Origin of the sequence: Acidovorax sp. LjRoot118, from assembly GCF_964253575.1 — a bacterium.
GTDB lineage: Bacteria > Pseudomonadota > Gammaproteobacteria > Burkholderiales > Burkholderiaceae_C > Acidovorax.
The window spans coordinates 5,162,456-5,184,978 of sequence record NZ_CAXURB020000001.1; the positions used below are offsets into that span (position 1 = coordinate 5,162,456).

Sequence of the window (22,523 nt, forward strand, 5' to 3'; positions counted from 1 at the left end):
AGGCTCAGAAAAATTTCTTGAGGTCCATGCCCGCGTACAGCTGGCCGACCTGGGCCTCGTAGCCGTTGAACATCAGCGTCTTGCGCTTCTTGGCGAACAGCCCATCCTCGCCGATGCGCCGCTCGGTCGCCTGGCTCCAACGCGGGTGGTCTACCGTGGGGTTCACGTTCGAATAGAAGCCGTACTCCTGCTGCGCCGCCTTGTTCCAGGCCGTACCCGGTTCCTTGTCCGTGAAGCGGATCTTGACGATGCTCTTGGCGCTTTTGAAGCCGTACTTCCACGGCACCACCAGGCGCACCGGCGCACCATTCTGGTTGGGCAGCACCTCGCCATACATGCCGAAGGCCAACATCGTCAGTGGATGCATGGCCTCATCCATGCGCAGGCCTTCCACGTACGGCCAGTCCAGCACGCGCGAGCCCACGAAAGGCATGGTGGCCTTGTCCGCCAGGGTCACGAACTCCACGTACTTGGCGCTGCCCTGCGGCTCCACACGCTTGATGAGTTCGGCCAGCGAGTAACCCACCCACGGGATCACCATCGACCAGCCCTCCACGCAGCGCAGGCGGTAGATGCGCTCTTCCTGCGCGCTCAGCTTTAGCAGGTCTTCGATGCCGTACTTGCCCGGCTTCTTGACCAGCCCCTCCACTTCCACTGTCCAGGGCGAGGTCTTGAGGGTGTGCGCATTGCGCGCCGGGTCGGCCTTGTCGGTACCGAACTCGTAGAAATTGTTGTAGGTGCTGGCGTCCTTGTAGTCGGTCACCTTCTCCATCGACACCGCGCCCGCCACGGAAGATTTGCTGCCCGCCAGCGCTGCCAGCTTGCCGGGCCGGGCCGGGGCCTGCGCCAGGGCTTCGCGGCCGGCCCAGGTGGCCATTGCCGCACCGGCTGCGCCACCGGCCATCAGGCGCAGCATGTCGCGGCGCCCTTCGTAGGTCGCGCGCGGCGTGATGTCGGAAGAGTGCGGGTGGTTGAAACCCGAGTCGCGGGAGTGAAATGGCATGGGGGGCTCCGGTCAGGCGGTGATGGAATCGTCTACGGGTAGAGCGATACCACCCCTAGTTCGTTCCAAATACGGATCAGGTTACACCGTGGATGCAATCTTTGCAGGGCCCGCTCCCCGTATCCGCCGCCTCGCGTGCTCGTCCTACAGCGTACCGTAGCTGTGCAGCCCACTCAGAAACATGTTGACCCCGAGGAAGGCGAAGGTCGTAACCGCCAGGCCCACCAGAGCCCACCAGGCCGACACTGTGCCACGCAGGCCCTTCATGAGGCGCATGTGCAGCCAGGCGGCGTAGTTGAGCCAGACGATCAGCGCCCAGGTCTCCTTGGGGTCCCAGCTCCAGTAGCCGCCCCAGGCCTCGGCCGCCCACAGGGCGCCCAGCACCGTGGCGATGGTGAAGAAGGCAAAGCCCACGGCGATGGCCTTGTACATCACATCGTCCAGGATCTCGAACGAGGGCAGGCGCTCGGCGATGCGCTTGCGCCCCAGCAGGATGCCGGCCACGATCAGCGCCGAGATGCCGAAATACACCATCCAGTAGCTGCCGCCGTTCTCCGTCGCGCCCTGGCGGAACACGATGGGCTCGAAACACAGCACCACGCCCAGCAGCCACAGCGGCGCCAGCTTGTACCAGCGCGTCTCCGTGGCCTGCTGCTTGATCAGGTAGGCAAATGCCACCATGGCCGACAGCGCGAAAGTGCCGTAGCCGATGAAGTTGGCTGGCACGTGCAGCTTCATCCACCAGCTCTTGAGCGCAGGCACCAGCGGCTGGATCTCGTGCGCCTCACGCACCACCGTGTACCACAGCAGAAAGCCCACGGCTGCACTCACCACCAGCATCACGAAGCCACCCAGGGCGCGCGTCTTGTACTGGGCTTCGTAGTACAGGTAGAAGGCAGCCGTCATCCAGCAGAACAGCACGAACACCTCGTACAGGTTGCTGACCGGGATGTGGCCGATGTCGGGCCCGATCAGGTAGCTCTCGTACCAGCGCACCAGGGTACCGATCAGCGCCATGCCCACCGCCACCCAGGCAAGGCGCGAGCCGATCAGGTTCATGGTGTGGCCCTCGCCCCGCGCGAACATGCCGATCCAGTAAAAGGCCGTGCTCATGAAGAACAGCATGCTCATCCACAGAATGGCCGACTGGCTCGACAAGAAGTACTTGAGCCCGAACACCGTGTCGGCGCGCGCCAGGCTGCCCGCCCCATCGACCTGGTACAGGCCGATGGCCATCAGCGCCACCGCGGTCACCACCAGCATCAGCGTGCGCAGCGGGCGCCAGAACCAGCCCAGCCAGATGGTCGAGGGAATGGCCCCGAGCAGGATTCCCTTTTCGTACACATCCATGAAGCTGCCATAGCGCTGCAGCGCATACAGCGCCCCCACAGCGACGATGGCCGCAAAGGCCCAGTCCAGCCAGTTGCGGCGGGAGAAGAACCCTTCGTTCAGGGTGATCGTGGTGTTGCGGGTGGCCGTGTTCATGGGTTGCCTTGCAGGGGCGGTGCCCCGATCAGTTTTTCTGCGAGCTCTACAAACTCCCGGTCGCCGTCCATGGTCTTGCGATTCGTCGAGAGCGCCATCATGGCATGCGCCTTATCACCCTGCGGCGCCACCCAGACCCAGATGCGGCGTTCGCGGATGTAGAGCATGGCAAAAACGCCCAGAATGAGCAAGGCACAGCCCAGGTAGACGATGTTCCTGCCGGGCGCGCGGGCCACCTGGAACACGCTGGCCTGCACCTGCGTGAAGTCCTTGAGTTCGAAGGCAATGGCCGCCGGGTAGATCTGCGCATCGCTCAGCGACAGCACGGCCTGCGTCATGAAGCCGCGCGTCTTGTCGTCCGGCGGCAGGGGCTGCAGGCCCGCATTCTTGCGCGACAGTTGCGCCAGCTCGAACAAGGTGCCGTTCAGGATGCGGATCAGCACCTCGCCTGCGCGGCCCCGCTCGGCCTCCGGCACGTTGGATTCCATGAAGTCGGAAATCGCCTGCAACCCGCCCGTGGGCTTGCCGTCCACGATGCCATTGCCGGCAAACAGCGCCAGCGCGCGCAAGGCCGATTGCGCCAATTGCTCGCCCACGTCGGGCCGCGATGGATCGATGGCCTGCGCCACATAGCTGCGCACCGCCTGTTCGCGCGCCGCCGGGTCGGCCAGCGCCACGCGCAGGCGCAGGAATCCGTCCATCCCGCCCTGGTCATCGGCAGGCACCCGCAGGTAGCGAAACGGGTCTGCCGGCATGTCGCGCACACCCAGCAGGTACACCGGCACGCCATCGCCTGTGTCCACGGGCAGCATGTAGTTGTGGAACTCGCGCGCCTGGCCTGCCGCATCGCGCAGCTTGTAGCTCACGCTCGGGCCCACGTTGCGCAGTTCCTTCTTGGTCACGGTCTTGTTGGCGGCGCCCAGGCGCGACTCCACGGCCTCGCGCAGGTCGACCTTGCGCACGTCCACACCCGTGGCGCCCGGGCCGGCACCGCCGAAGTTCTCGACGTTGATGGTGCGCAGCGCCGTGAACTCCAGCGTCATGGTGTCGCTGCCCGCCGCGCCGCCCTTGTTGGTCAGTTGGGTCGAATCACCCACCACCCCTTCGACGTCGAAGGCCTTGGCGCCCGGCGCCATGGGCACGGCGCGCAGCTTCAGGTGTGAGCCGCCGTCGTCGAAGCTCGACTGGTAGATCTCCACGCCCTTGTAGCTGGCCGGGTGGTTCACCTCCACGCGCGCCGGCGTCTTCTCGCCCGTGGCCTTGTCGTGGATGACGATCTCGCTGGCAAACAGCTTGGGCATGCCCGTGGAATAGTGCTCGACGATGAATTTCTTGAGCTCGATGGCGAACGGCAGGTCCTGCAGCAACACGCCATCGGACTGGTTCAGGAGGGCCGTGCTCGATTGCGTGCCCTCGGCCACCAGCAGGTTGCCACGAAAGGTCGGGTTGCGCTCGGACAGCCGGTGCTCGGGCTTCACGTCCGCGATCAGTCCGCCACCGGTATAGGGCGTCTTGCCGCCCAGCAGCATCTGCGCACGCACGATCAGGTCCCCATCGAGCAGCCCGCCCACGCACACCAGCACGATGGCGCTGTGCGCAGCGATGTAGCCGATCTTGTTGGCCGCGCCGGCCTTGGCCGCCACCATCCAGCCCGTGCCAGCGCCAGCCGGCGTATCGCGCTGCTGCAGGCGCACCTTCCAGCCGCCACCGGCCAGCAGGGCGCCGATGCGCTTGGCCTCGGCCTCGGGGCCCTCGGGCAGATCGGCCTCGGCTTTGTGGTGGAAGGCCTTGAGACTCTGCTCGCGGATGTTTTCCTTGTACACCCGGATGTCCACCAGGATCTTGGGCGTGTTGCGGGCGATGCACAGCGAGGTGCTCAGCACCAGAAACGCCAGGATCAGCAGGAACCACCAGGCGCTGTACACCGCATTGAGTTGGATGGCGCTGAACAGCGCTGCCCAGAAGGGGCCGAACTGGTTCACATAGTTCGCCGCCGGCTCGTGCTGCTTGAGCACGGTGCCGATCACCGAGGCGATGCAGATCACCGTCAGCAGCGAGATCGCGAAGCGCATCGAAGACAGCATCTCGATCACGGCGCGCAAGGCCTTGGAGCCGTACTGGACGCGAACGCCTTGGGTGTTGTCAGACATGGAGGAAAGAGGGGCGATGGGGCAGGCAAAGAAAAAGGACGGGACCATCTGCTCGATGGACCCGCCCTTTTTGGGTTTGTTATTGGCGGTTGGTTCCGGTCGGCCCGCGCTGTGTGGGCCTTGCTTGAGAAAGATCAGTCGATCAGTCGATCAGTCGATCCATCAACGCAGGCCGGCGATGTAATCCGCCACGGCCTTGATCTCGCGGTCGTTCAGCTTGGCTGCCACCTGCGTCATCTGCAGGCTGTTGCCGCGCTTGCCGTCGCGGAAGGCGACGAGCTGCGTGGCGGTGTAGTCGGCATGCTGGCCGGACAGGCGCGGGTACTGGGCCGGGATGCCGGAGCCATTGGGGCTGTGGCAGCCGGCACAGGCCGCGATCTGGCGGTCGGCAATGCCGCCGCGGTAAATGCGCTCGCCCATGGAGACCAAGGCCTTGTCCTTGGCGAAGCCCGGCTTGGCCGCCTTGGCCGTCACCCAGTAGGCGATGTTCTTCATGTCCTCGTCGGACAGGGCCGAGGCAAAGCCCTTCATCACGGGATCGTTGCGCTTGCCGGACTTGAATTCCTGCAGTTGCTTGACCAGGTACTCGGGGTGCTGCTGCGACAGCTTGGGATTGGCAGCGATGGCCGAGTTGCCGTCCGCGCCGTGGCAGGCAGCGCACACCGCAGTGAAGCTGGCCTCGCCTTTGACAAGGTCGGGCTTGGCGGCCTTGGGTGGCGCAGCGGGAGTCTCGCCCGCAGAAAAAGCCGGGAAAGCGGGCACTGCCAGCACGGCAGCCATCAGCATAGAGGCGAGCAACTTCATATCGAGGGTCTGTGTTTATGTGCGCGAAACCGCACGATTCTACAATGAGGCCCCGCAAGCACCTCAACTCCCCATGACGACCACTCCTTCTGCGCCAGTTGCTGGCTCTCTCCCGCCCGCACCCGACGCCAAAGTCGCCATGGGTTGGATGCACACGGCCAGGTTCCTGACCACGGCGGCGCAACTGCACCACCTGCCCCCCATCACGGTGCCCGAGATTGCGTTCGTGGGCCGTTCCAATGCCGGTAAATCCACCTGCATCAACACGCTCACGCAGCAAAAACAGCTTGCATTCGCCTCCAAGAAGCCCGGCCGCACCCAGCACATCAACCTGTTCTCTCTGGGAAAACAGGGTGTGATGGACGCCGTGCTCGCCGATCTGCCGGGCTACGGCTATGCCGCCGTCTCGCGCTCGGACAAGGTGCGCTGGCAGCAGGTGATGGTCAATTACCTGGTCAGCCGCCCGGGCCTCACGGGCATCGTGCTGCTGTGCGACCCCCGCCTGGGCCTCACCGAACTCGACGAAGCCCTGCTCGAAGTGGTGCGCCCCCGGGTCGAGGAAGGGCTCAAGTTCCTCATCGTGCTCACCAAGGCCGACAAGCTTACCCGTGCAGAGCAGGCCAAGATACTGTCGATCACGCGACTGCACGCCGGCGGCGGCGACGTCAAGATGTTCTCTGCCCTCAAAAAGCAGGGGGTAGACGAGGTGGCCCAACTGCTGTGGCAGTGGGCACACCCGGTGCCTGGTGCCGAGCTGGCGCAGGGCGACGAACCTGCGCCGGACGCCGACAGCGCCGACGACCAGGAACCCGAGGAAGATTGAACGCCAGTGCTGGACCCATGCGCGCTGGCAGCTACACAAACGATAGCAATAGCGCCATGATCAGCAACCGCACCATTCCCCTGTCCCACGGCACGACCCTGCACTGCCGCGAAAGCGGCGCCGCCGGGCGGCCCGTGCTGCTGTTCCTGCACGGCTTTCCCGAAGGCGCCTTCATCTGGGATGCCATGCTGTCGCACTTCGCGCTGCCCGAAAACGGCGGCTACCACTGCGTGGCCCCGTATCTGCGCGGGTTTGGCGAATCGAGCAGCCCCGCAGCCGTCGATGCCTACCGGGCCAAGCACCTGGTGCAGGATCTTGCGGCACTGATCGAGATCGTGAGCCCCGGCCAGCCGCTCGAATGCCTGGTGGCCCACGACTGGGGCGGGGCAGTAGCCTGGAATCTGGCCAACCAACAGCCGCAGCGCATGAAGCGCTTGGCCATCGTCAACTCACCCCATCCCGGCACCTTCCTGCGCGAACTGCAGCACAACGCCGCGCAACAGGCCAGCAGCCAGTACATACATTTCCTGTGCCGGCCGGACGCCGAAGCCCTGCTGGCCGAGAATGATTTCGCGCGCCTGTTCGCGTTTTTCGACGATCCCGAAGGCCGGGCGCCGCAGTGGTTGACCGACGGGGTGCGCGCGCAATACCGCACCCTGTGGCAGCAGGGCCTGACCGGCGCCTGCAACTATTACCGCGCCAGCCCCCTGCGACCGCCGCGAGGCGACGACAACACCATCGCCAACATCACCCTGCCCGACAGCATGCTCACCGTGTCGGTGCCCACCCTGGTGGTCTGGGCGATGGACGACCCCGCTTTGCTGCCCGGACTGCTCGATGGCCTGCCGGGCTGGATTCCCCAACTGCAGATCGACAAGATCGAAGGCGCATCGCACTGGGTGGTGCATGAGCAGCCGGATCGGGTAGCGAGCGCGCTCGCGGGCTTTCTGCGCGGAGGCTGAGCCCCCGCTTCGCTTCAATAGATCGAAGGCTCGCCCTCGGGCCGGGTCTTGAAGCGCTTGTGTACCCAGTAGTACTGCCCCGGCGTCACGTCGATGTACGACTGCAGGTACTGGTTCATCAGCGCCGTGTCGGCCTCGGCGTCGTCGGTGGGGTATCCGGGCCAGGCGGGCGACAGCTCGGCCACATAGCCCGCGGGCGTGATGCGCGTGACCATGGAGATCACCTTGGCACGCCCCAGCCGGGCGAAGCGCGACAGCGACGGCACCGTGGCTGCTGTCACGCCGTAAAAGGGCACGAACAGCGAATCGTTGCGTCCGAAATCCATGTCGGGCAACAGGTACAGCAGGCCGCCCTTGCGCAGCCCGCTCAGGATGGGCTTGACGCCATCGCCCCGGTTGAGCATGCGCACATTGCCAAAGCGCTGGCGCCCGTTGCGGATCCAGACATCCACCGCCGGATCGGGCTGGGGCGTGAAGATGGAGGTGAAGGCCCGGTCGGTGTGCAAGGTGAGCGCGGAGCCCCCGGCATCCATGCCGTAGAAATGCGGCGCAAAGATGATGGTCGGCGTGTCCCCCAGCAACTCGTCCAGCGCGCCTTGCAGCTTCACACGGTCCAGCACCACCTCGCGCGGGGCGAACCACAGCCAGCTGCGGTCCAGCCAGGTCTGGCAGAAACCGACGAAGCTTTCGCGCGCCCACTGGCGCCGCTGGGCCTCGGTGGCATCGGGAAAGCACAGCGCCAGATTGCGCAGCGCCACCTTGCGCCGCGGCGCCGCCACCAGGTACAGCGCCTGGCCGATGAACCAGCCCATGCCCCGCAGCACGCGCAGCGGCAGCAAGGCCAGCAGGCGCATGAACAACACCCCCAGGCGCCCGGTCATGCGGCACCTCCGGCAGGCGTTGCAGCAGCGGCAGCGGCTTCCACACGGGGCTGCTTGTAGCGGCCATAGCCCCAGAGGTACTGGCCTGGGGATTGTCGTATCAGATGTTCCATGGCCTGGTTGATCTGCAGCAGTGCTGCGTCGGCGTCCTGCGCCAGCGGTGCGGCGGGCAGGGGTTCGAAATGCACCACGTAGCCACGGCCCCAGGACAGGCGCTCGCAGCGCGCCAGGACGACCACCGCGCCCGTCTGGTGGGCAAGGCGCACGGCCAGCGTCATGGTGTAGGCGTCCTTGCCGAAGAAAGGGCTCCACTGGCCCTGGCCCTGTGGCGGCACCTGGTCAGGCAGCAGGCCCACGGCCTCGCCCCGGCGCAGCGCCTTGATCATCTGGCGCACGCCAGAGAGGTTGGTGGGCACGGCCTGCATTCCGGGCCGGTTGCGGGCCGTCTCCATCACCTTGGCGAGCCAGGGCTGGCGCGCAGGGCGGTAGAGCACGGTGATGGGGCCGTGGTCGGCACTCCAGCGCAGGGCGGCCGCCTGGGCCGAGAACTCGAAGCAGCCCAGGTGGGGCGTGAGGTACAGGATGCCACGGCCCTGGGCATAGGCCGCCTCCACGCAGGCCCCGCCCTCGATGCGAAACGGCAGCGGGGCCCCCAGCCACAGGCGCGGCAACTCGGCCACCATGCGGCCTGCATGGCCCACGGCGGCGCTCACATCACCGAAGCGGTAGCCGGCCTGCGACGCATTGGCCCGAAAGCGCCTGCGGTAGATGGGAGAGGCCAGAAATGCCACCCAGCCCATGGCCGCGCCCAGGCCATGGAGCAGCCACAGTGGCAACACGGAAAAGAGACGGAACAAAGATGGCATTAAAATGACGGGGTCGCTGAGTTAAATGAGCAACTTGCAGGGCGACGTTAAATAAATCTGCTAAAGCGTTCGCCAAAGCTCCTTCGGGGTGAGGGCAACGCCCCAAATGCCGGAACACAGGAGTTTATTCAAATGGCGAACGACTTTCTTTTTACCTCGGAATCCGTCTCCGAAGGCCACCCCGACAAAGTGGCCGACCAGATCTCGGATGCGATCCTCGATGCGATCTTCAAGCAGGACCCCCGCAGCCGCGTCGCCGCCGAAACGCTGACCAACACCGGCCTCGTGGTGCTGGCGGGTGAAATCACCACCAACGCCCACGTGGATTACATCCAGGTCGCGCGCGACACCATCAAGCGCATCGGCTACGACAACACCGACTACGGCATCGACTACAAGGGCTGTGCCGTGCTCGTGGCCTACGACAAGCAATCGAACGACATCGCCCAGGGCGTGGACCAGGCCAGCGACGACCACCTGAACACCGGTGCCGGCGACCAGGGCCTGATGTTCGGCTACGCCTGCGACGAAACGCCCGAGCTGATGCCCGCGCCTATCTACTATGCGCACCGCCTTGTGGAGCGCCAGGCCCAGTTGCGCAAGGACGGGCGCCTGCCCTTCCTGCGCCCCGATGCCAAGAGCCAGGTGACCATGCGCTATGTGGACGGCAAGCCACACAGCATCGACACCGTGGTGCTCTCCACCCAGCACCACCCCGACCAGAGCGAAACCGCCAAGACGATGAAGGCCAGCTTCATCGAGGCCGTGATCGAAGAGATCATCAAGCCCGTGCTGCCCAGCGAGTGGCTCAAGGACACCAAGTACCTGATCAACCCCACCGGCCGCTTCGTCATCGGCGGCCCGCAAGGCGACTGCGGCCTGACCGGCCGCAAGATCATCGTCGACACCTACGGCGGTGCCTGCCCCCACGGCGGCGGCGCCTTCAGCGGCAAGGACCCAACCAAGGTGGACCGCTCGGCCGCCTACGCCGCACGCTACGTGGCCAAGAACATCGTCGCCGCCGGCCTGGCGCGCCAGTGCCAGATCCAGGTGGCCTACGCCATCGGCGTGGCACGCCCCATGAACGTGACCGTCTACACCGAAGGCACGGGCGTGATCCCCGACGACAAGATTGCCGCACTGGTGCAGGAGCATTTCGACCTGCGCCCCAAGGGCATCATCCAGATGCTGGACCTGCTGCGCCCGATCTACGAAAAGACCGCCGCCTACGGCCACTTCGGCCGCGAAGAACCCGAGTTCACCTGGGAACGTACGGACAAGGCTGCTGCACTGCGTGCAGCAGCAGGGCTGTAAGCCCTCCGCGCACCAGCGCGGCTTTCCGCACGTGGGCGAAGCTCATATCGCGCCAGCGATGTGAGCGCAGACCAAAAGACCGACAAAGCTGCTGCGCTTCGCGCAGCAGCCGGGCTGTAAGCCCGCCGCGCGGTTTTCGGTCTTCGGGTGCAGGCTCATACCGCGCAGCGATGTGAAGGCACGCAGGGCCGGCCGAAGCCAAAGTACGGACAAGGCTGCTGCACTGCGTGCAGCAGCAGGGCTGTATGCCCGGCGCTCCCCCTCTTCGGGAAACTTCTGTAAAACAAAGCCGCAGCGCTCACCGCGCTGCGGCTTTGTCGTTTCCGGGCCCGAGCTCCATCGGATCGGCGCTCTCCTACACCCACACTCCGCACCTGCCGACGCTCCCAGCACGGCCACTCCGGTATCTTTCAGTCACATCTAATTCGCAGCAGATGCTGCCCCTACTGCAAGGAACCAACATGCTCAAGTACGCCATCATTTTTGCCCTGATCTCGCTGGTTGCCGGTGCACTGGGCTTCACCGGCGTGGCGGCGGGCACGGCAGGCATTGCCAAGATCCTGTTCGTGTTGTTCCTGGTGCTGGCCGTGATTTTCGTGGTCCTGGCGGCCATCGGTGTCGGTGCGGCCCGCAAGGCCCTCAAGTAAGCCGCATTGCCTGCACCCCTCACTGCCAAGGATCCCCATGAGCCAACAGAATATCTTTGAAGCCCTGCGCGAGAGCCACGAGCTGCAGCGCGACCTGTACCGCCGCCTGACAGAAACCAGTGGCGATACGCCCGAACGGCAGGAACTGTTCCTGCAGCTCAAGACCGAACTGGCAGCCCACGAGCTGGCCGAAGACCGGAATTTCTATGCGCCGCTGATGCAGCTCGACGCCGGCATGGACCTGTCGCGCCACGCGATTTCGGAGCACCACCAGATCGATGAACTGGTGGAATCCCTGGAAGAAGCCGACCCCGCCACCCCTGCCTGGCTGCCTCTGGCGAAAAAACTGGCCGAGAAGGTGGAGCACCATCTCAAGGAAGAGGAACACCGCTTCTTCCAGATGGCCGGCAAGCTGCTGACCGAAAAGCAGAAGACCTCGCTCGCTGGCGACTACCTGACCGACTACGACGAGGCCAAGGCAGCCACGGCCTAATCTGGCCGTGGCGCTGCGAGCCCTGGTTTCAGACCGCGTCCTTGGCCTGCACCACGCAGTTGCGGCCGCTGGACTTGGCCACATACAGGGCCGTGTCGGCGCGCTTGATCAGCGCGTGCGCATCTTCCACCTGGTTCCAGGTGGCCACACCGAAGCTGGCACTCACATGGCCCACCGCGTCGAAAGGCACGGTGGCGATGCGTGCGCGCACGGCTTCGGCCATGGCCATGGCAGCGTCAACCGGCGTTTCCTTGAGCAGCAAAATGAACTCCTCGCCACCGAAGCGCGCCGCGCAATCGGACGAGCGCAGCAGCTCGCGCACCCGCAAGGCCGTGGCCTTGAGCACCACATCGCCCGAATCGTGGCCGAAGGTGTCGTTGATGCGCTTGAAGAAGTCGATGTCGAACATCACGACCGAGAGGCTGCTCTTCTTGATGCGCGTGTCGGCCATCTCGGCCTCCAGCCGCTCGAAGAATTTGCGGCGGTTCACCAGGTCGGTCAGAAAGTCCTTGGTCGCCAGGTCTTCGAGCTTGCGGTTCAGGCGTGCCATGGGCTCGATCACCAGCGACGACAGCGACAGGTTCAGTATCGCGAACAGCAGCAAAAAGCTGCCCGCCAGCGCCGTCATCACGGTGTTGAAGGTCGTGCGCGCCTTCTCGAGCGGGTAGAACATGGGCACCCGCACCACCTGGATGCCGATGGTTTCATTCATCTGCCAGCCAAAGCCGTTCTTGTCGCCGTAGATCTTGAGCATGGTTGGGGGCGCAGCAGCGGGCGTGCTGTGGCAGGCCAGGCACTGCGCCTGCTTGATCGTGATGGGGCGCGCCACGTACAGCGTGCGGTGCATGCCCTCGCCCACCTCACCGGTCACTTCCTTCTTGAGGTCTGCACGGCCTTCGCGGAAATCCTTGACGATGCGCTCCTCCCACTCGTTGGCACGGTCGCGCACATTGGTGGGGTTGAGCACCGCCTCCTTGTACTCGTAGCCCGGAAAGCGGTTCTGCAGCCGGCGCAGCGTTTCGGTGGCGGCAAAGGCCGGCACCGTCTGCGGCAGGAACTGCTCGGCCAGCGTTACATCGAGGTGCGGCTTGACCAGTTCGGTCGTGTAGTCGCGGATGGCCATGGCAGCGTGCATCATGAGCTGCGAGTTGTGCTGCACCTCCTCGATGGCCGTCTTCTGCAGGAAGCGGTGCACGTACAGGCCCGTGCCTGCCGCCGCCACCAGCAGCACGCAGGCCAGCACCAGATTGAATTTGAGCCGCAATGACATGGATAACCCTCGTAGCCGACTGTAGCCAGCATGTATGACGGATGGCAAGCAAGCCTTGGCAGCCGCGGCGCACCCCATCGTGGTGGTGTCGTGCCCATCCCAGGACCGAAAGGCCCATTGCAACAAGACACAAAGTTTTCGTTTGTGCCAGATTTTGCACGCCCGGTCCAATGAAATTCGCCCAGGGGCGTGCTGGGTGGAACACCCTCTCCACCCTGGGGCGCAATCCGGTCATCTGGCCACGCATCCACCATTGGCTTCCAACAACTTAGTTTCACGGTTGAATTAACTGATTTACACTGGCGCCACCGACAGACAAGGACAAGAACCATGGCACACACCACCCAGCTTCTGGTGATCGACCCGCAAAACGATTTCTGCGACCTGCCCGCTGCCTGGCAACCCGCCCACCCGGTCACCGGCATGCGCAGCGCCCCCTCGCTGCCGGTCGCGGGCGCCCATGCCGACATGCAGCGCACGGCCGCCTTCGTTCGTGCTTGCGGTGCACTGCTTGACGGCATCACCGTCACCCTCGATTCACACCAGCAGTTCGACATCGCCCACCCCGGGTACTGGCAGCAGACGGATGGGCGGGCCGTGGCGGCGTTCACGCCCATCACGGCAGCCCAGGTGCGCGCCGGCGCCTTCGCGCCCCGCAATGGTGCTCTGCTGCCGCGCACCCTGCAGTACCTGGACGCGCTAGAACGGCAAGGCCGCTATACCCACATGGTGTGGCCCGTGCACTGCGAGATCGGCAGTTGGGGCCATGGCATACATGCCGAAGTGCTGGCTGCCTGCGGCGAGTGGCAGCTGCAACGCCAGCGCGCGGTGCGCAACGTGTTCAAGGGCACCAATCCCTTCACCGAGCACTACAGCGCCATCCAAGCCGAGGTGCCCGATGCGAGCGACCCGGACACGGCCCTGAACACCCGCCTGCTTGCAGCGCTGGGCACGGCCGACCGGCTGTTCATTGCCGGCGAGACCAGCAGCCACTGCGTGCGCGCCACCACCGAACACATCGTGCAGCACCTGCCGCGGCTGCAGCCAGGCTGGGCGCCCGCGCGCATCACCCTGCTGACCGACTGCATGAGCCCCGTGGGCGGCTTCGAGGCGCAGCACACGGCCTTTCTCGATGCCATGCGCGCACAGGGTGTGCGGCTGGCGCAGAGCACCGACGCCCTTTAGACCCCAGCGACCCCATTCCCGAGGAACCACCATGAGCCACGTCATCCACAGCCTGCTCGATACCGACCTCTACAAGTTCACCATGTGGCAGGCCTTGCTGCACGGCCACCCGCAGACGCAGAGCGAGTACCGCTTCGTCTGCCGCAACCAGAGCGCTTACCCGCTCACCGATCTGCTGGCCGACGTGAACGCCGAACTCGACCACCTGTGCACGCTGCGTTTCGCGCCCGACGAACTGGCCTACGTGGGCGGGCTGCGCTACATCAAGAGCGACTTCATCGATTTTTTGCGCATCTTCCAGTTCCAGCGCAATTTCATCGAGGCGTCTGCCGAGGACGGGCAGTTGCACATCGTGGCACGCGGCCCGCAGGTGCACGTGATGGGCTTCGAGATCTTTGTGCTGGCCATCGTCAACGAGCTGTACTTTCGCCGCTTTGACCCCAACGCGGCCCTCGCCGAAGGCCGCCGCCGCCTGGCCGCCAAGGTGCAGACACTCAAGGACCTGGCACAGCAGGCCACGCGGCAGCACCCGTTCGAGCTGTTCGACTTCGGCCTGCGCCGGCGCTACAGCGGCGCCTGGCAGCGCGAGGTGGTGCAGACCTTCGCCCAGGAAACACCGCAGTGGTTCAAGGGCACATCCAACGTGCTGCTGGCGCGCGACCTGAACCTGGTGCCCATCGGCACCATGGCCCACGAGTACCTGCAGACCTACCAGGCCCTGGGCGTGCGGCTGCGCGACTTCCAGAACACGGCCCTCGAAGAGTGGGTGCAGGAATACCGGGGCGACCTCGGTATCGCGCTGACCGACACCGTGGGCATGGACGCCTTCCTGGCCGACTTCGACCTGTACTTCGCCAAGCTGTTCGATGGCCTGCGCCACGACTCGGGCGACCCGGTGGCCTGGGGCGAGAAGGCGCTGGCCCACTATGCGCGCCTGCGCATCGACGCACACACCAAGCGCCTGGTGTTCTCCGACGGGCTGGACCTGCCGCGCGCCCTGGCGCTGTACCAGCACTTCGGCGACCGCACGCAACTGGGCTTCGGCATCGGCACCAACCTCACCAACGACATGGGGCAGACGCCGCTGAACATCGTGATGAAGCTCACGCGCGCCAACGGCCAGCCCGTGGCCAAGCTGTCGGACACGCCCGGCAAGACGCTGTGCGACGATGAGACCTTCCTTGCCTATCTCCGCCAGGTTTTCAACGTGAAAGCGTAAGCAATCCCGAGGATTTTCCATGCTCCGCATCACCCTTGCCCAACTCAACTTCACCGTCGGCGACATCGAAGGCAATGTCGCGCGCATGGTCGCCGCCGCGCGCCAGGCCGCCAGCGAGCAGGCCGATCTGGTGGTCTTCACCGAGCTCGCGCTGTGCGGCTACTACCCGGGCGACATGCTCGACGAAAGCGCCTTCCAGCAGCGCGTGGCCGCCGGGCTGGCCGCGCTGCAGCAGGCATCGGCCGAGCTGCCCGGCCTGCACTGGGTGGTGGGCGCGCCCACGCCCGCGCAAGGGCCCGGCAAGCGGCTGCACAACAGCCTGCTGGTGCTGCAAGCCGGCGAGGTGCGCCTGCGCTATGCCAAGCAGCTCCTGCCCACCTACAACATCTTCGACGAACGCCGCCACTTCGAGCCAGGCCCCGACGTGGCCAAGGTGCTGCGCATCGGCAATGCCCAGGTGGGCCTGCTGATCTGCGAGGACGGCTGGAACGACAGTGGCGCCGACTACGCGACCAACCCCTTCGACCGCATGCGCGATGCCGCGCCCGATCTGGTGGTGAGCATCAACGCCAGCCCCAGCCACATCGCCAAGCGCGAGCAGCGCCACCAGATCTTTGGCGACGCCTCGCGCCGCAACGGCCTGCCCATCCTGTACGTGAACCAGATCGGTGGGCACGACCAGATCGTGTTCGACGGCGCATCGTTCGCGGTGGAGCCCGAGGCCGGCATCGTCTTCGAGGCCCGGCGTTTCGTGGAGGACGTGCGCACCCTGCAGTTCGACAACGGGCGCTTCCTCACCGCCGAAGGGGAGACGCCCGAGCCCGTGCCCGCGCAGGGCCTCCCCACCATGGAGTTCTACCGCCAGCAGATCATGCTGGGCCTGTCGGACTATGCGCGGCGCTGCGGCTTCAAGCAGGTGGTGGTGGGCAGTTCGGGCGGCATCGACAGCGCGCTCACCCTGGCGCTCGCTGCCCAGGCGCTGGGCCCCGAGAACGTGGTGGGCATCACCATGCCCTCGCGCTTTTCATCCAGCGGCTCGGTGGACGACTCGGTGGCCCTGTGCCAGAACCTGGGCGTGCAGTTGCTTACCCACCCCATCGCCGACCTGGTGGCCGTCTATGCGCAGCAGTTCGAAGCTAGCTTTGGTCAGGTGCTGCAAGGCCTGCCGCTCGAGAACCTGCAGGCGCGCATCCGCGGCACGGTGCTGATGGAGTATTCCAACGCCTTCGGCCACCTGCTGCTCACCACGGGCAACAAGTCGGAGATCTCGGTGGGCTACTGCACGCTGTACGGCGACACCAACGGTGGCCTGGGGCTGATTGGCGACCTGTACAAGACGGAGGTCTTCGCCCTGTCGCGCCACATCAACGCGCATGCGGGCCGTGAGCTGATACCCGAGGCCATCATCGACAAGGAGCCCTCGGCCGAGCTGGCCCCCAACCAGCGCGACGTGGACAGCCTGCCGCCCTACCCGGTGCTCGACGAGGTCCTCAAGATGCTGATCGAGGGCGACCGCCTGGCACCTGCCGAGTACGATGCCGCCCTGGCCTTCGTACAGCAACTCGAACAGGGTGACGACGGCCGCACGCTAGTGCAGCGCGTGCGCATGATGGTCGCCCGCAACGAATACAAGCGCCGCCAGGCGCCCCCCATCGTGCGCGTGCGTGCGCGCGCCTTCGGCAGCGGGCGGCAGATGCCGATCGCTGCCCGCTACGTCTGATCCAATGCACCCCATGTACGACACCGCCCTCTATATCGGCCGCTTCGAGCCCGTCCACCAGGGCCACATGGCCCTTTTGCAGCACGCGCTGGACAGCGCGCGCCAGGTCATCGTGGTCATGGGCTCGGCCTGGCAGGCCCGCTCGCCCAAGAACCCCTTCACTGCCGGCGAGCGCGAGCAGATGCTGCGCGAGGCCCTGCCCGAGGCCGACCGTGCCCGTGTGCAGGTCCTGCCGGTGCGCGACTACTACAACGAAGCCGTGTGGGTGCAGGCTGTGCGCGAGGGCGTCGCCCGCATTGCGCCTGCGGCCGGCCGCATCGGCCTGGTGGGCCACTTCAAGGACGCCACCAGCAGCTACCTGGGCGCCTTCCCAGGTTGGGAATTGATCAACATGGAGCGCCAGGGCCGCATCGACGCCACCGCCATCCGCGACGCCTACTTCGGCGCCACGCCGACCACCGTGCGCACAGAGCTCGACGATCTGGCGGGTGAGATGCCTGCAAGCACGCTGGACTTTCTTGAAAGCTTTGCACTGACGCCACACTTCGAGGCGCTGCAGGAAGAATGGCGCATGCTGCGCCGCTACCGCGAGGCCTGGTCTGCAGCGCCCTACCCGCCCGTGTTCGTGACCGTGGACGCCGTGCTGCGCTGCCAGGACCATGTGCTGCTGATCCGCCGCGCCCATGCACCAGGCAAGGGGCAACTGGCCGTGCCCGGCGGCTTCATCGAGCAGCGCGAGACGGTGTGGCAGTCGTGCCTGCGCGAGCTGGTGGAAGAGACCCACTGCAAGCTGCCCGAAGGCACCATGCGCGCCGCGCTGCAATCCGTGGCCGTGTTCGACCACCCCGACCGCAGCCAGCGCGGGCGCACGCTCACGCATGCGCACTACTTCGACCTGGGCCAGGCCCCGTTCCCCACCGTGCAGGCCGATGACGACGCCCAGCAGGTGCAGTGGACGCCGATTGCCGAACTGGCGGGCATGGAAGAGGAGTTCTTCGAGGACCATTTCCACATGCTGGACCATTTTCTGGGGCTGACCGGCTCCGCCCGGCCCGCATAGCACCTGGAAACGAAAAAAGGCAGGGCGAACCCTGCCTTTGTGAGGGCCTGCCCCGGATCAGGCCACGCGGAACTGCCCCACGGTCTGCGCCAACGCCACGGCCTGCTGGCTCAGCGACTGGGCCGCCGCCAGGGCCTCCTCGACCAGCGCGGCATTCTGCTGCGTGCCCTGGTCCATCTGCGAAATGGCCTGGTTCACCTGGGCGATGCCGGCGCTCTGCTCGGCGCTGGCAGCGCTGATCTCGGCCACCATGGTGGTCACGTTCTTCACACCGTCGACCACCTCGCGCATGGTGGAGCCGGCCTGCTCCACGAGCTGGGTGCCCACACCGACCTTGGCCACGGAGTCGTCGATCAGGCCCTTGATCTCCTTGGCGGCGGCGGCACTGCGCTGCGCCAGGCTGCGCACTTCACTGGCCACCACGGCAAAGCCACGGCCCTGCTCACCCGCGCGCGCCGCTTCCACGGCGGCATTCAGCGCCAGGATGTTGGTCTGGAAGGCGATGCCGTCAATGACGCTGATGATGTCCACGATCTTGCGCGAGGACTGGTCGATGGAGCCCATGGTGCCCACCACCTGCTGCACCACGTCGCCACCACGCACAGCCATGTCGGAGGCAGCACGCGCCAGCTCATCGGCGCGGCGTGCGTTGGCCGCGTTCTGCTGCACGGTGGAGGTCAGCTGCTCCATCGATGCCGCCGTCTCCTGCAAGGCACTCGCCTGTGATTCGGTGCGGCCCGAGAGGTCGCCGTTGCCGGCAGCGATCTCGGCCGAGGCGGTGTTGATCGAATCGGTGCTGTCGCGCACCTGGCGCACCAGGTGGGCCAGGTTGTCGCGCATGGCGCGGATGGCGTGCAGGATGCTGGTCTGGTCGCCTGGCTGGGTGATGACCTCCACGGCCAGGTTGCCCTCGGCGATCTGCGTGACCACGTCGGCCGCATACTGCGGCTCGCCGCCGAGCTGGTGCACCAGCGTGCGCAGCATCTGCCAGGCCATGAGCGCGACGATGAGCATCAGCACAGCGCCGATGGACAGCAGGATGGCCGTGTTGCGCCAGAAGGCCTGGTCGATGTCGTCGATGTAGTCGCCAAAGCCGATGGTCCAGTCCCAGGGCTCGAACTTGATGATGGCGTAGAGCTTTTCCACCTCGTCCTTGGCACCGGGGCGCGTGCCCTTGGCGATCACCGTACCGATGGTCTTGCCCTGCAACGCGGCGCGGTAGCGCACGCCGGCTTCCTTGCCGCCCTTTTCATCGACGATGCCGATGCGCTTGGGGTTGGGGTGCACATAGTTCACGTCGTCGGTGAAGCCCCGCACGAAGAAGTATTTGTCCTTGTCGACGAAGCTGCCGATGTTGCGCTTGGCTTCCTTCTGCGCGTCCTCCTTGGAAAGGGCCCCGCTCTTTTCCTGGTCATGGGCCCTTTGCGCCGCCGCATGGGCCAGCACCACCAGGTTGGACAGCTGCGCCGTGCGCTCCTTCATCATCGACTGGTACAGCGTGGTCAAGGCCACGGCGGAGAGCACGACCAGGCCCAGCAGGGTGGCCGCGCACAGCCATAGGATTCGGGTTCGCAATTTCATGGGCAGGCTTTCTCTCTCAGGATACGGAACAAGACGTAACCAGAAGATACACCCGTGCTGCCCAATTTTTAATCAAACCCTCGATTTGTCACGGTTTTGTCACATTTGCACGGCAGGCGCCTCTGCCTGCGCAAGCCGCTGGCACCGGGGCAGGAGGCCAGGCAGCCCCCCACCGGGGCCCGCTCCAACGACAAATGTAAAACCCGCCCGGCGTGTCGCGCAGCCACAACGCCGGCGAGGGTGGGCATGCTCAGGTGCCTGCGCGCTCCAGCATGGCATGCAGCAGCACATTGCAGCCGGCCGTGATGTGCTCGGGCTTGGCATCCTCGATCTCGTTGTGGCTGATACCGTCCTTGCACGGAATGAACACCATGCCGGCGGGCGCCAGGCGCGCCATGTAGACGGCGTCGTGCCCCGCGCCCGAAACGGCGGGCATGTTGGAGTAGCCCAGCTTGGCGGCAGCGCGCGCCACGGCGTCCACGCAGTCGGCGTGGAACACCTGCGCCGGGTAGGCCGAGACCTGCTCGATCACGATCGGCAGGCCGGTGTCGGCGCTGAGCTTGGCGGCCACGGCGCGGATGTCCTGGTCCATGCTCTCGCACAGCGCATCGGTGGCGTTGCGCAGGTCGATGCTGAACTTGACCTGGCCCGGGATCACGTTGCGGCTGTTGGGGTGCACGTGCACCATGCCCACGGTGCCGCGCCCGTGCGGCGGGTGGCGGTGGGCGCAGGCCACCACCTCCTGCATCAGGTGCGTGGCGACCTGCAGCGCATCCTTGCGCAGGGCCATGGGCGTGGGGCCGGCATGGGCCTCCATGCCGGTCACGGTGCAGTCGTACCAGCGGATGCCGAGCACGCCGGTGACCACGCCGATGGTCTTGTCGTGGTCCTCCAGCACCGGGCCCTGCTCGATATGGGTCTCGAAGTAGGCGCCGATGGGGTGGTCGCCTGGTACCTGCTCGCCGATGTAGCCGATGCGTTCGAGCTCGCCCTTGACGGTCTTGCCCTCGGTATCGGTGGCGGCGTAGGCATGCTCCAGCGTGAAGGCCTTGGCGAACACGCCCGAGCCCATCATCACCGGCACGAAGCGCGAGCCTTCTTCGTTGGTCCAGAAGGCCACCTCGATCGGCGCCTCGGTCTCGATGCCGTGGTCGTTCAAAGTACGCACCACTTCGATGCCGGCCAGCACGCCGTAGTTGCCATCGAACTTGCCGCCCGTGGGCTGGGTGTCGATGTGGCTGCCGGTCATGATGGGCGGCAGGCTGTTGTTGCGCCCCGGGCGGCGCATGAAGCCGTTGCCGATCTGGTCGATGGTGACCGCCATGCCGGCCTCGCGCGCCCAGCGCGTGACGAGGTCGCGGCCCTGCTTGTCCAAGTCGGTCAGCGTCAGGCGGCACACGCCGCCCTTGGGCGTGGCGCCGATCTGCGCCAGCTCCATGAGCGAGGCCCACAGGCGCTCGCCGTTGATGCGCAGGCTGTCGATGTCAGTCTTGACTTTGGTGTCCATGGTGTTCTCCGGATCGGTTCTGTCAGCGGGCCACCGCAGTGGGTGCCAGGTCCTGGGCGCGCTTTTGCACGGCCTGGAAGTTGGCGCCGAAGGCCGGGCGCTTGAGGTAAAGGCCCTGGCCCTGCTCGGCGCGCAGGTCGCCGTTGGCGTACACCACGCGGCCCTGGCTCACGGTGTGGCTCGGAATGCCGCGCACGGTGCGACCCTCGAAGATGTTGAAGTCGCCCTTGCTGTGCTGGGTCTTGGCCGAGAAGGTCTTGGTGCCCTCGGGGTCCCACAGCACCAGGTCGGCGTCGGCGCCCTCGCCGATGAAGCCCTTGCGCGGGTAGATGTTGAACAGCTTGGCCGCGTTGGCCGAGGTGATGGCCACGAACTCGCTGGGCGTCAAGCGCCCGGTGTTGACGCCGCCATCCCAGATGGCGGCCATGCGCTCTTCCACACCGCCCGTACCGTTGGGGATCTTGGCAAAGCTTTCCTTGCCCATGGCCTTCTGAGCGGCGCAAAAGGTACAGTGGTCCGTCGCCGTGGTGTGCAGTTGGCCCGACTGCAGACCGCGCCAGAGCGCCTCCTGGTGCCCTTTGGGGCGAAACGGCGGGCTCATCACATAGGCGGCGGCCTTGGCAAAGTCGGGGTCGCGGTACACGCTGTCGTCGATCAACAGATGGCCGGCCAGCACTTCGCCATACACCCGCTGGCCGCGCGCGCGGGCACGGGCAATGGCGTCAGCCGATTCCATGCAGCTCACATGCACCACGTAAATGGGCACCCCCAGCACGTCGGCAATCGCAATCGCGCGGTTGGCGGCCTCGGCCTCGACCATGGGTGGGCGCGACAGCGGATGGCCCTCAGGGCCGGTGATGCCCATCTTGGCCACCTCCTGCTGCAGCAGGTACACGAGCTCGCCGTTCTCGGCATGCACCGTGGGCATGGCGCCCAGCTCCAGCGCGCGCTTGAAGCTGTTCACCAGGGTTTCGTCGTCGCACATGATGGCGTTCTTGTAGGCCATGAAGTGCTTGAAGCTGTTCACGCCCTCCTCCTGCACCAGCGTGCCCATGTCGGCGCGCACCTGCTCGCTCCACCAGGTGATGGCGACGTGGAAGCTGTAGTCGGCCGCGGATTTTTCGGCCCAGCCGCGCCACTTGCGGTAGGCGTCCATGATCGACTCCTGCGGGTCGGGGATCACGAAGTCGATGATGCTCGTGGTGCCACCCGCCAGGGCCGCGGCCGTGCCGGTGAAGAAGTCGTCCATGGTGACGGTGCCCATGAACGGCAGCTGCATGTGGGTGTGCGGATCGATGCCGCCGGGCAGCACGTACTGGCCGCTGGCGTCGAGCACCTGCGCGCCCGCAGGCGCCTGCGCGGCCGCCCCCTCCCCGACGGCCACGATGCGGCCATCCACACACAGCACGTCTGCGCGCTGCTCGCGGTCTGCATTGACCACGGTGCCACCGCGGATCACAAGGGCTTGGCTCATGGGGTTCTCCTTCAGGGGTTGCTGGGGTGGCCGAGGCCGCAGGCCCGCAGCAGGCCGGGTGAGGCCGCTGCAGGGCAGG

The 22,523-nt window shown here is 65.9% G+C and carries 19 protein-coding genes; 9 read left to right on the top strand and 10 right to left on the bottom strand.

The window, feature by feature from the left end:
• Window positions 1-4: 4 nt before the first annotated feature.
• The 4 genes from msrP to ACSQ9E_RS24320 form a co-directional block, all read right to left on the bottom strand.
• Entirely contained in the window at window positions 5-1,003 is a 999-nt protein-coding gene (gene msrP, locus ACSQ9E_RS24305) for a protein-methionine-sulfoxide reductase catalytic subunit MsrP (protein WP_436219400.1), read from the bottom strand.
• A 144-nt stretch (window positions 1,004-1,147) separates the two neighbouring features.
• Entirely contained in the window at window positions 1,148-2,488 is a 1,341-nt protein-coding gene (gene ccsB, locus ACSQ9E_RS24310) for a c-type cytochrome biogenesis protein CcsB (RefSeq protein WP_057205133.1), read from the bottom strand.
• A complete protein-coding gene (locus tag ACSQ9E_RS24315) occupies window positions 2,485-4,638 on the bottom strand; it encodes a cytochrome c biogenesis protein ResB (protein WP_057205136.1) in 2,154 nt (717 codons plus the stop codon). The genes ccsB and ACSQ9E_RS24315 overlap by 4 nt, the downstream gene beginning before the upstream one ends.
• Before the next feature lie 162 nt (window positions 4,639-4,800).
• On the bottom strand, window positions 4,801-5,442 hold the full coding sequence (locus ACSQ9E_RS24320; protein ID WP_057205138.1) for a c-type cytochrome: 642 nt from the start codon (window positions 5,440-5,442) through the stop codon (window positions 4,801-4,803).
• Between the two features lie 73 nt (window positions 5,443-5,515).
• Here ACSQ9E_RS24320 and yihA point away from each other — a divergent pair, with 73 nt between their 5' ends.
• Complete coding sequence (gene yihA, locus ACSQ9E_RS24325) at window positions 5,516-6,265, top strand: ribosome biogenesis GTP-binding protein YihA/YsxC (RefSeq protein ID WP_057205140.1); 750 nt, start codon at window positions 5,516-5,518, stop codon at window positions 6,263-6,265.
• A gap of 56 nt (window positions 6,266-6,321) precedes the next feature.
• Window positions 6,322-7,227 (top strand): alpha/beta fold hydrolase, encoded by a 906-nt coding sequence (locus ACSQ9E_RS24330; protein WP_436219401.1) that lies wholly within the window; start codon window positions 6,322-6,324, stop codon window positions 7,225-7,227.
• 14 nt (window positions 7,228-7,241) lie between these two features.
• Here ACSQ9E_RS24330 and ACSQ9E_RS24335 read toward each other — a convergent pair whose 3' ends face one another.
• The gene (locus ACSQ9E_RS24335; protein ID WP_057205145.1) at window positions 7,242-8,108 is read right to left on the bottom strand and encodes a lysophospholipid acyltransferase family protein; all 867 of its coding nucleotides are present in this window, start codon (window positions 8,106-8,108) and stop codon (window positions 7,242-7,244) included.
• Window positions 8,105-8,974 (bottom strand): lysophospholipid acyltransferase family protein, encoded by an 870-nt coding sequence (locus ACSQ9E_RS24340; protein WP_436176815.1) that lies wholly within the window; start codon window positions 8,972-8,974, stop codon window positions 8,105-8,107. Before ACSQ9E_RS24340 ends, ACSQ9E_RS24335 begins: the two co-directional genes overlap by 4 nt.
• Window positions 8,975-9,106: 132 nt before the next feature.
• Between ACSQ9E_RS24340 and metK the strand changes: the two genes are divergently transcribed.
• The 3 genes from metK (at window position 9,107) to ACSQ9E_RS24355 (ending at window position 11,428) form a co-directional block, all read left to right on the top strand.
• Window positions 9,107-10,288 (top strand): methionine adenosyltransferase, encoded by a 1,182-nt coding sequence (gene metK, locus ACSQ9E_RS24345; RefSeq protein ID WP_057205150.1) that lies wholly within the window; start codon window positions 9,107-9,109, stop codon window positions 10,286-10,288.
• A 461-nt stretch (window positions 10,289-10,749) separates the two neighbouring features.
• Window positions 10,750-10,935, top strand: coding sequence for a DUF1328 domain-containing protein (locus ACSQ9E_RS24350; protein WP_305741901.1), 186 nt, complete (start codon window positions 10,750-10,752; stop codon window positions 10,933-10,935).
• A gap of 37 nt (window positions 10,936-10,972) precedes the next feature.
• Window positions 10,973-11,428: a hemerythrin domain-containing protein gene (locus ACSQ9E_RS24355; RefSeq protein ID WP_436219402.1), complete on the top strand. Its 456-nt coding sequence runs from the start codon at window positions 10,973-10,975 to the stop codon at window positions 11,426-11,428.
• A gap of 28 nt (window positions 11,429-11,456) precedes the next feature.
• Here ACSQ9E_RS24355 and ACSQ9E_RS24360 read toward each other — a convergent pair whose 3' ends face one another.
• Window positions 11,457-12,698: a diguanylate cyclase gene (locus tag ACSQ9E_RS24360; protein WP_057205158.1), complete on the bottom strand. Its 1,242-nt coding sequence runs from the start codon at window positions 12,696-12,698 to the stop codon at window positions 11,457-11,459.
• Window positions 12,699-13,028: 330 nt separating this feature from the next.
• On the opposite strand from ACSQ9E_RS24360, the gene ACSQ9E_RS24365 reads away from it, so the two are divergent.
• From ACSQ9E_RS24365 to ACSQ9E_RS24380, 4 genes are read left to right on the top strand one after another with little or no spacing between them, the layout of a single operon-like run.
• On the top strand, window positions 13,029-13,883 hold the full coding sequence (locus ACSQ9E_RS24365) for a cysteine hydrolase (RefSeq protein ID WP_436219403.1): 855 nt from the start codon (window positions 13,029-13,031) through the stop codon (window positions 13,881-13,883).
• A 31-nt stretch (window positions 13,884-13,914) separates the two neighbouring features.
• Window positions 13,915-15,102 (top strand): nicotinate phosphoribosyltransferase, encoded by a 1,188-nt coding sequence (pncB, locus tag ACSQ9E_RS24370; protein ID WP_436219404.1) that lies wholly within the window; start codon window positions 13,915-13,917, stop codon window positions 15,100-15,102.
• 19 nt (window positions 15,103-15,121) lie between these two features.
• Window positions 15,122-16,822, top strand: a complete 1,701-nt coding sequence (locus ACSQ9E_RS24375) for an NAD+ synthase (protein WP_436176813.1) — start codon at window positions 15,122-15,124, stop codon at window positions 16,820-16,822.
• 13 nt (window positions 16,823-16,835) lie between these two features.
• Window positions 16,836-17,882 (top strand): bifunctional nicotinamide-nucleotide adenylyltransferase/Nudix hydroxylase, encoded by a 1,047-nt coding sequence (locus tag ACSQ9E_RS24380; protein WP_057205167.1) that lies wholly within the window; start codon window positions 16,836-16,838, stop codon window positions 17,880-17,882.
• A gap of 57 nt (window positions 17,883-17,939) precedes the next feature.
• On the opposite strand, the gene ACSQ9E_RS24385 is transcribed toward ACSQ9E_RS24380, so the two are convergent.
• The 3 genes from ACSQ9E_RS24385 to hydA all read right to left on the bottom strand — a co-directional run bounded on the left by ACSQ9E_RS24385 (window position 17,940) and on the right by hydA (window position 22,444).
• Window positions 17,940-19,463 carry a methyl-accepting chemotaxis protein gene (locus tag ACSQ9E_RS24385; protein WP_436219405.1) on the bottom strand — a complete coding sequence of 508 codons (1,524 nt, stop codon included), beginning with the start codon at window positions 19,461-19,463 and terminating at the stop codon, window positions 17,940-17,942.
• A gap of 250 nt (window positions 19,464-19,713) precedes the next feature.
• The gene (locus ACSQ9E_RS24390; protein WP_057205173.1) at window positions 19,714-20,970 is read right to left on the bottom strand and encodes a Zn-dependent hydrolase; all 1,257 of its coding nucleotides are present in this window, start codon (window positions 20,968-20,970) and stop codon (window positions 19,714-19,716) included.
• Window positions 20,971-20,992: 22 nt separating this feature from the next.
• Window positions 20,993-22,444: a dihydropyrimidinase gene (gene hydA, locus ACSQ9E_RS24395; protein ID WP_436219406.1), complete on the bottom strand. Its 1,452-nt coding sequence runs from the start codon at window positions 22,442-22,444 to the stop codon at window positions 20,993-20,995.
• Window positions 22,445-22,523: the final 79 nt, after the last annotated feature.

Coding starts and splice junctions, on each gene's coding strand:
- metK (WP_057205150.1), top strand. CDS start 9,107: ATGGCGAACGACTTTCTTTTTACCTCGGAATCCGTCTCCGAAGGCCAC.
- ccsB (WP_057205133.1), bottom strand. CDS start 2,488: ATGAACACGGCCACCCGCAACACCACGATCACCCTGAACGAAGGGTTC.
- msrP (WP_436219400.1), bottom strand. CDS start 1,003: ATGCCATTTCACTCCCGCGACTCGGGTTTCAACCACCCGCACTCTTCC.
- ACSQ9E_RS24355 (WP_436219402.1), top strand. CDS start 10,973: ATGAGCCAACAGAATATCTTTGAAGCCCTGCGCGAGAGCCACGAGCTG.
- hydA (WP_436219406.1), bottom strand. CDS start 22,444: ATGAGCCAAGCCCTTGTGATCCGCGGTGGCACCGTGGTCAATGCAGAC.
- ACSQ9E_RS24320 (WP_057205138.1), bottom strand. CDS start 5,442: ATGAAGTTGCTCGCCTCTATGCTGATGGCTGCCGTGCTGGCAGTGCCC.
- ACSQ9E_RS24315 (WP_057205136.1), bottom strand. CDS start 4,638: ATGTCTGACAACACCCAAGGCGTTCGCGTCCAGTACGGCTCCAAGGCC.
- ACSQ9E_RS24390 (WP_057205173.1), bottom strand. CDS start 20,970: ATGGACACCAAAGTCAAGACTGACATCGACAGCCTGCGCATCAACGGC.
- ACSQ9E_RS24335 (WP_057205145.1), bottom strand. CDS start 8,108: ATGACCGGGCGCCTGGGGGTGTTGTTCATGCGCCTGCTGGCCTTGCTG.
- ACSQ9E_RS24365 (WP_436219403.1), top strand. CDS start 13,029: ATGGCACACACCACCCAGCTTCTGGTGATCGACCCGCAAAACGATTTC.
- pncB (WP_436219404.1), top strand. CDS start 13,915: ATGAGCCACGTCATCCACAGCCTGCTCGATACCGACCTCTACAAGTTC.
- ACSQ9E_RS24340 (WP_436176815.1), bottom strand. CDS start 8,974: ATGCCATCTTTGTTCCGTCTCTTTTCCGTGTTGCCACTGTGGCTGCTC.
- ACSQ9E_RS24375 (WP_436176813.1), top strand. CDS start 15,122: ATGCTCCGCATCACCCTTGCCCAACTCAACTTCACCGTCGGCGACATC.
- ACSQ9E_RS24360 (WP_057205158.1), bottom strand. CDS start 12,698: ATGTCATTGCGGCTCAAATTCAATCTGGTGCTGGCCTGCGTGCTGCTG.
- ACSQ9E_RS24380 (WP_057205167.1), top strand. CDS start 16,836: ATGTACGACACCGCCCTCTATATCGGCCGCTTCGAGCCCGTCCACCAG.
- yihA (WP_057205140.1), top strand. CDS start 5,516: ATGACGACCACTCCTTCTGCGCCAGTTGCTGGCTCTCTCCCGCCCGCA.
- ACSQ9E_RS24330 (WP_436219401.1), top strand. CDS start 6,322: ATGATCAGCAACCGCACCATTCCCCTGTCCCACGGCACGACCCTGCAC.
- ACSQ9E_RS24385 (WP_436219405.1), bottom strand. CDS start 19,463: ATGAAATTGCGAACCCGAATCCTATGGCTGTGCGCGGCCACCCTGCTG.
- ACSQ9E_RS24350 (WP_305741901.1), top strand. CDS start 10,750: ATGCTCAAGTACGCCATCATTTTTGCCCTGATCTCGCTGGTTGCCGGT.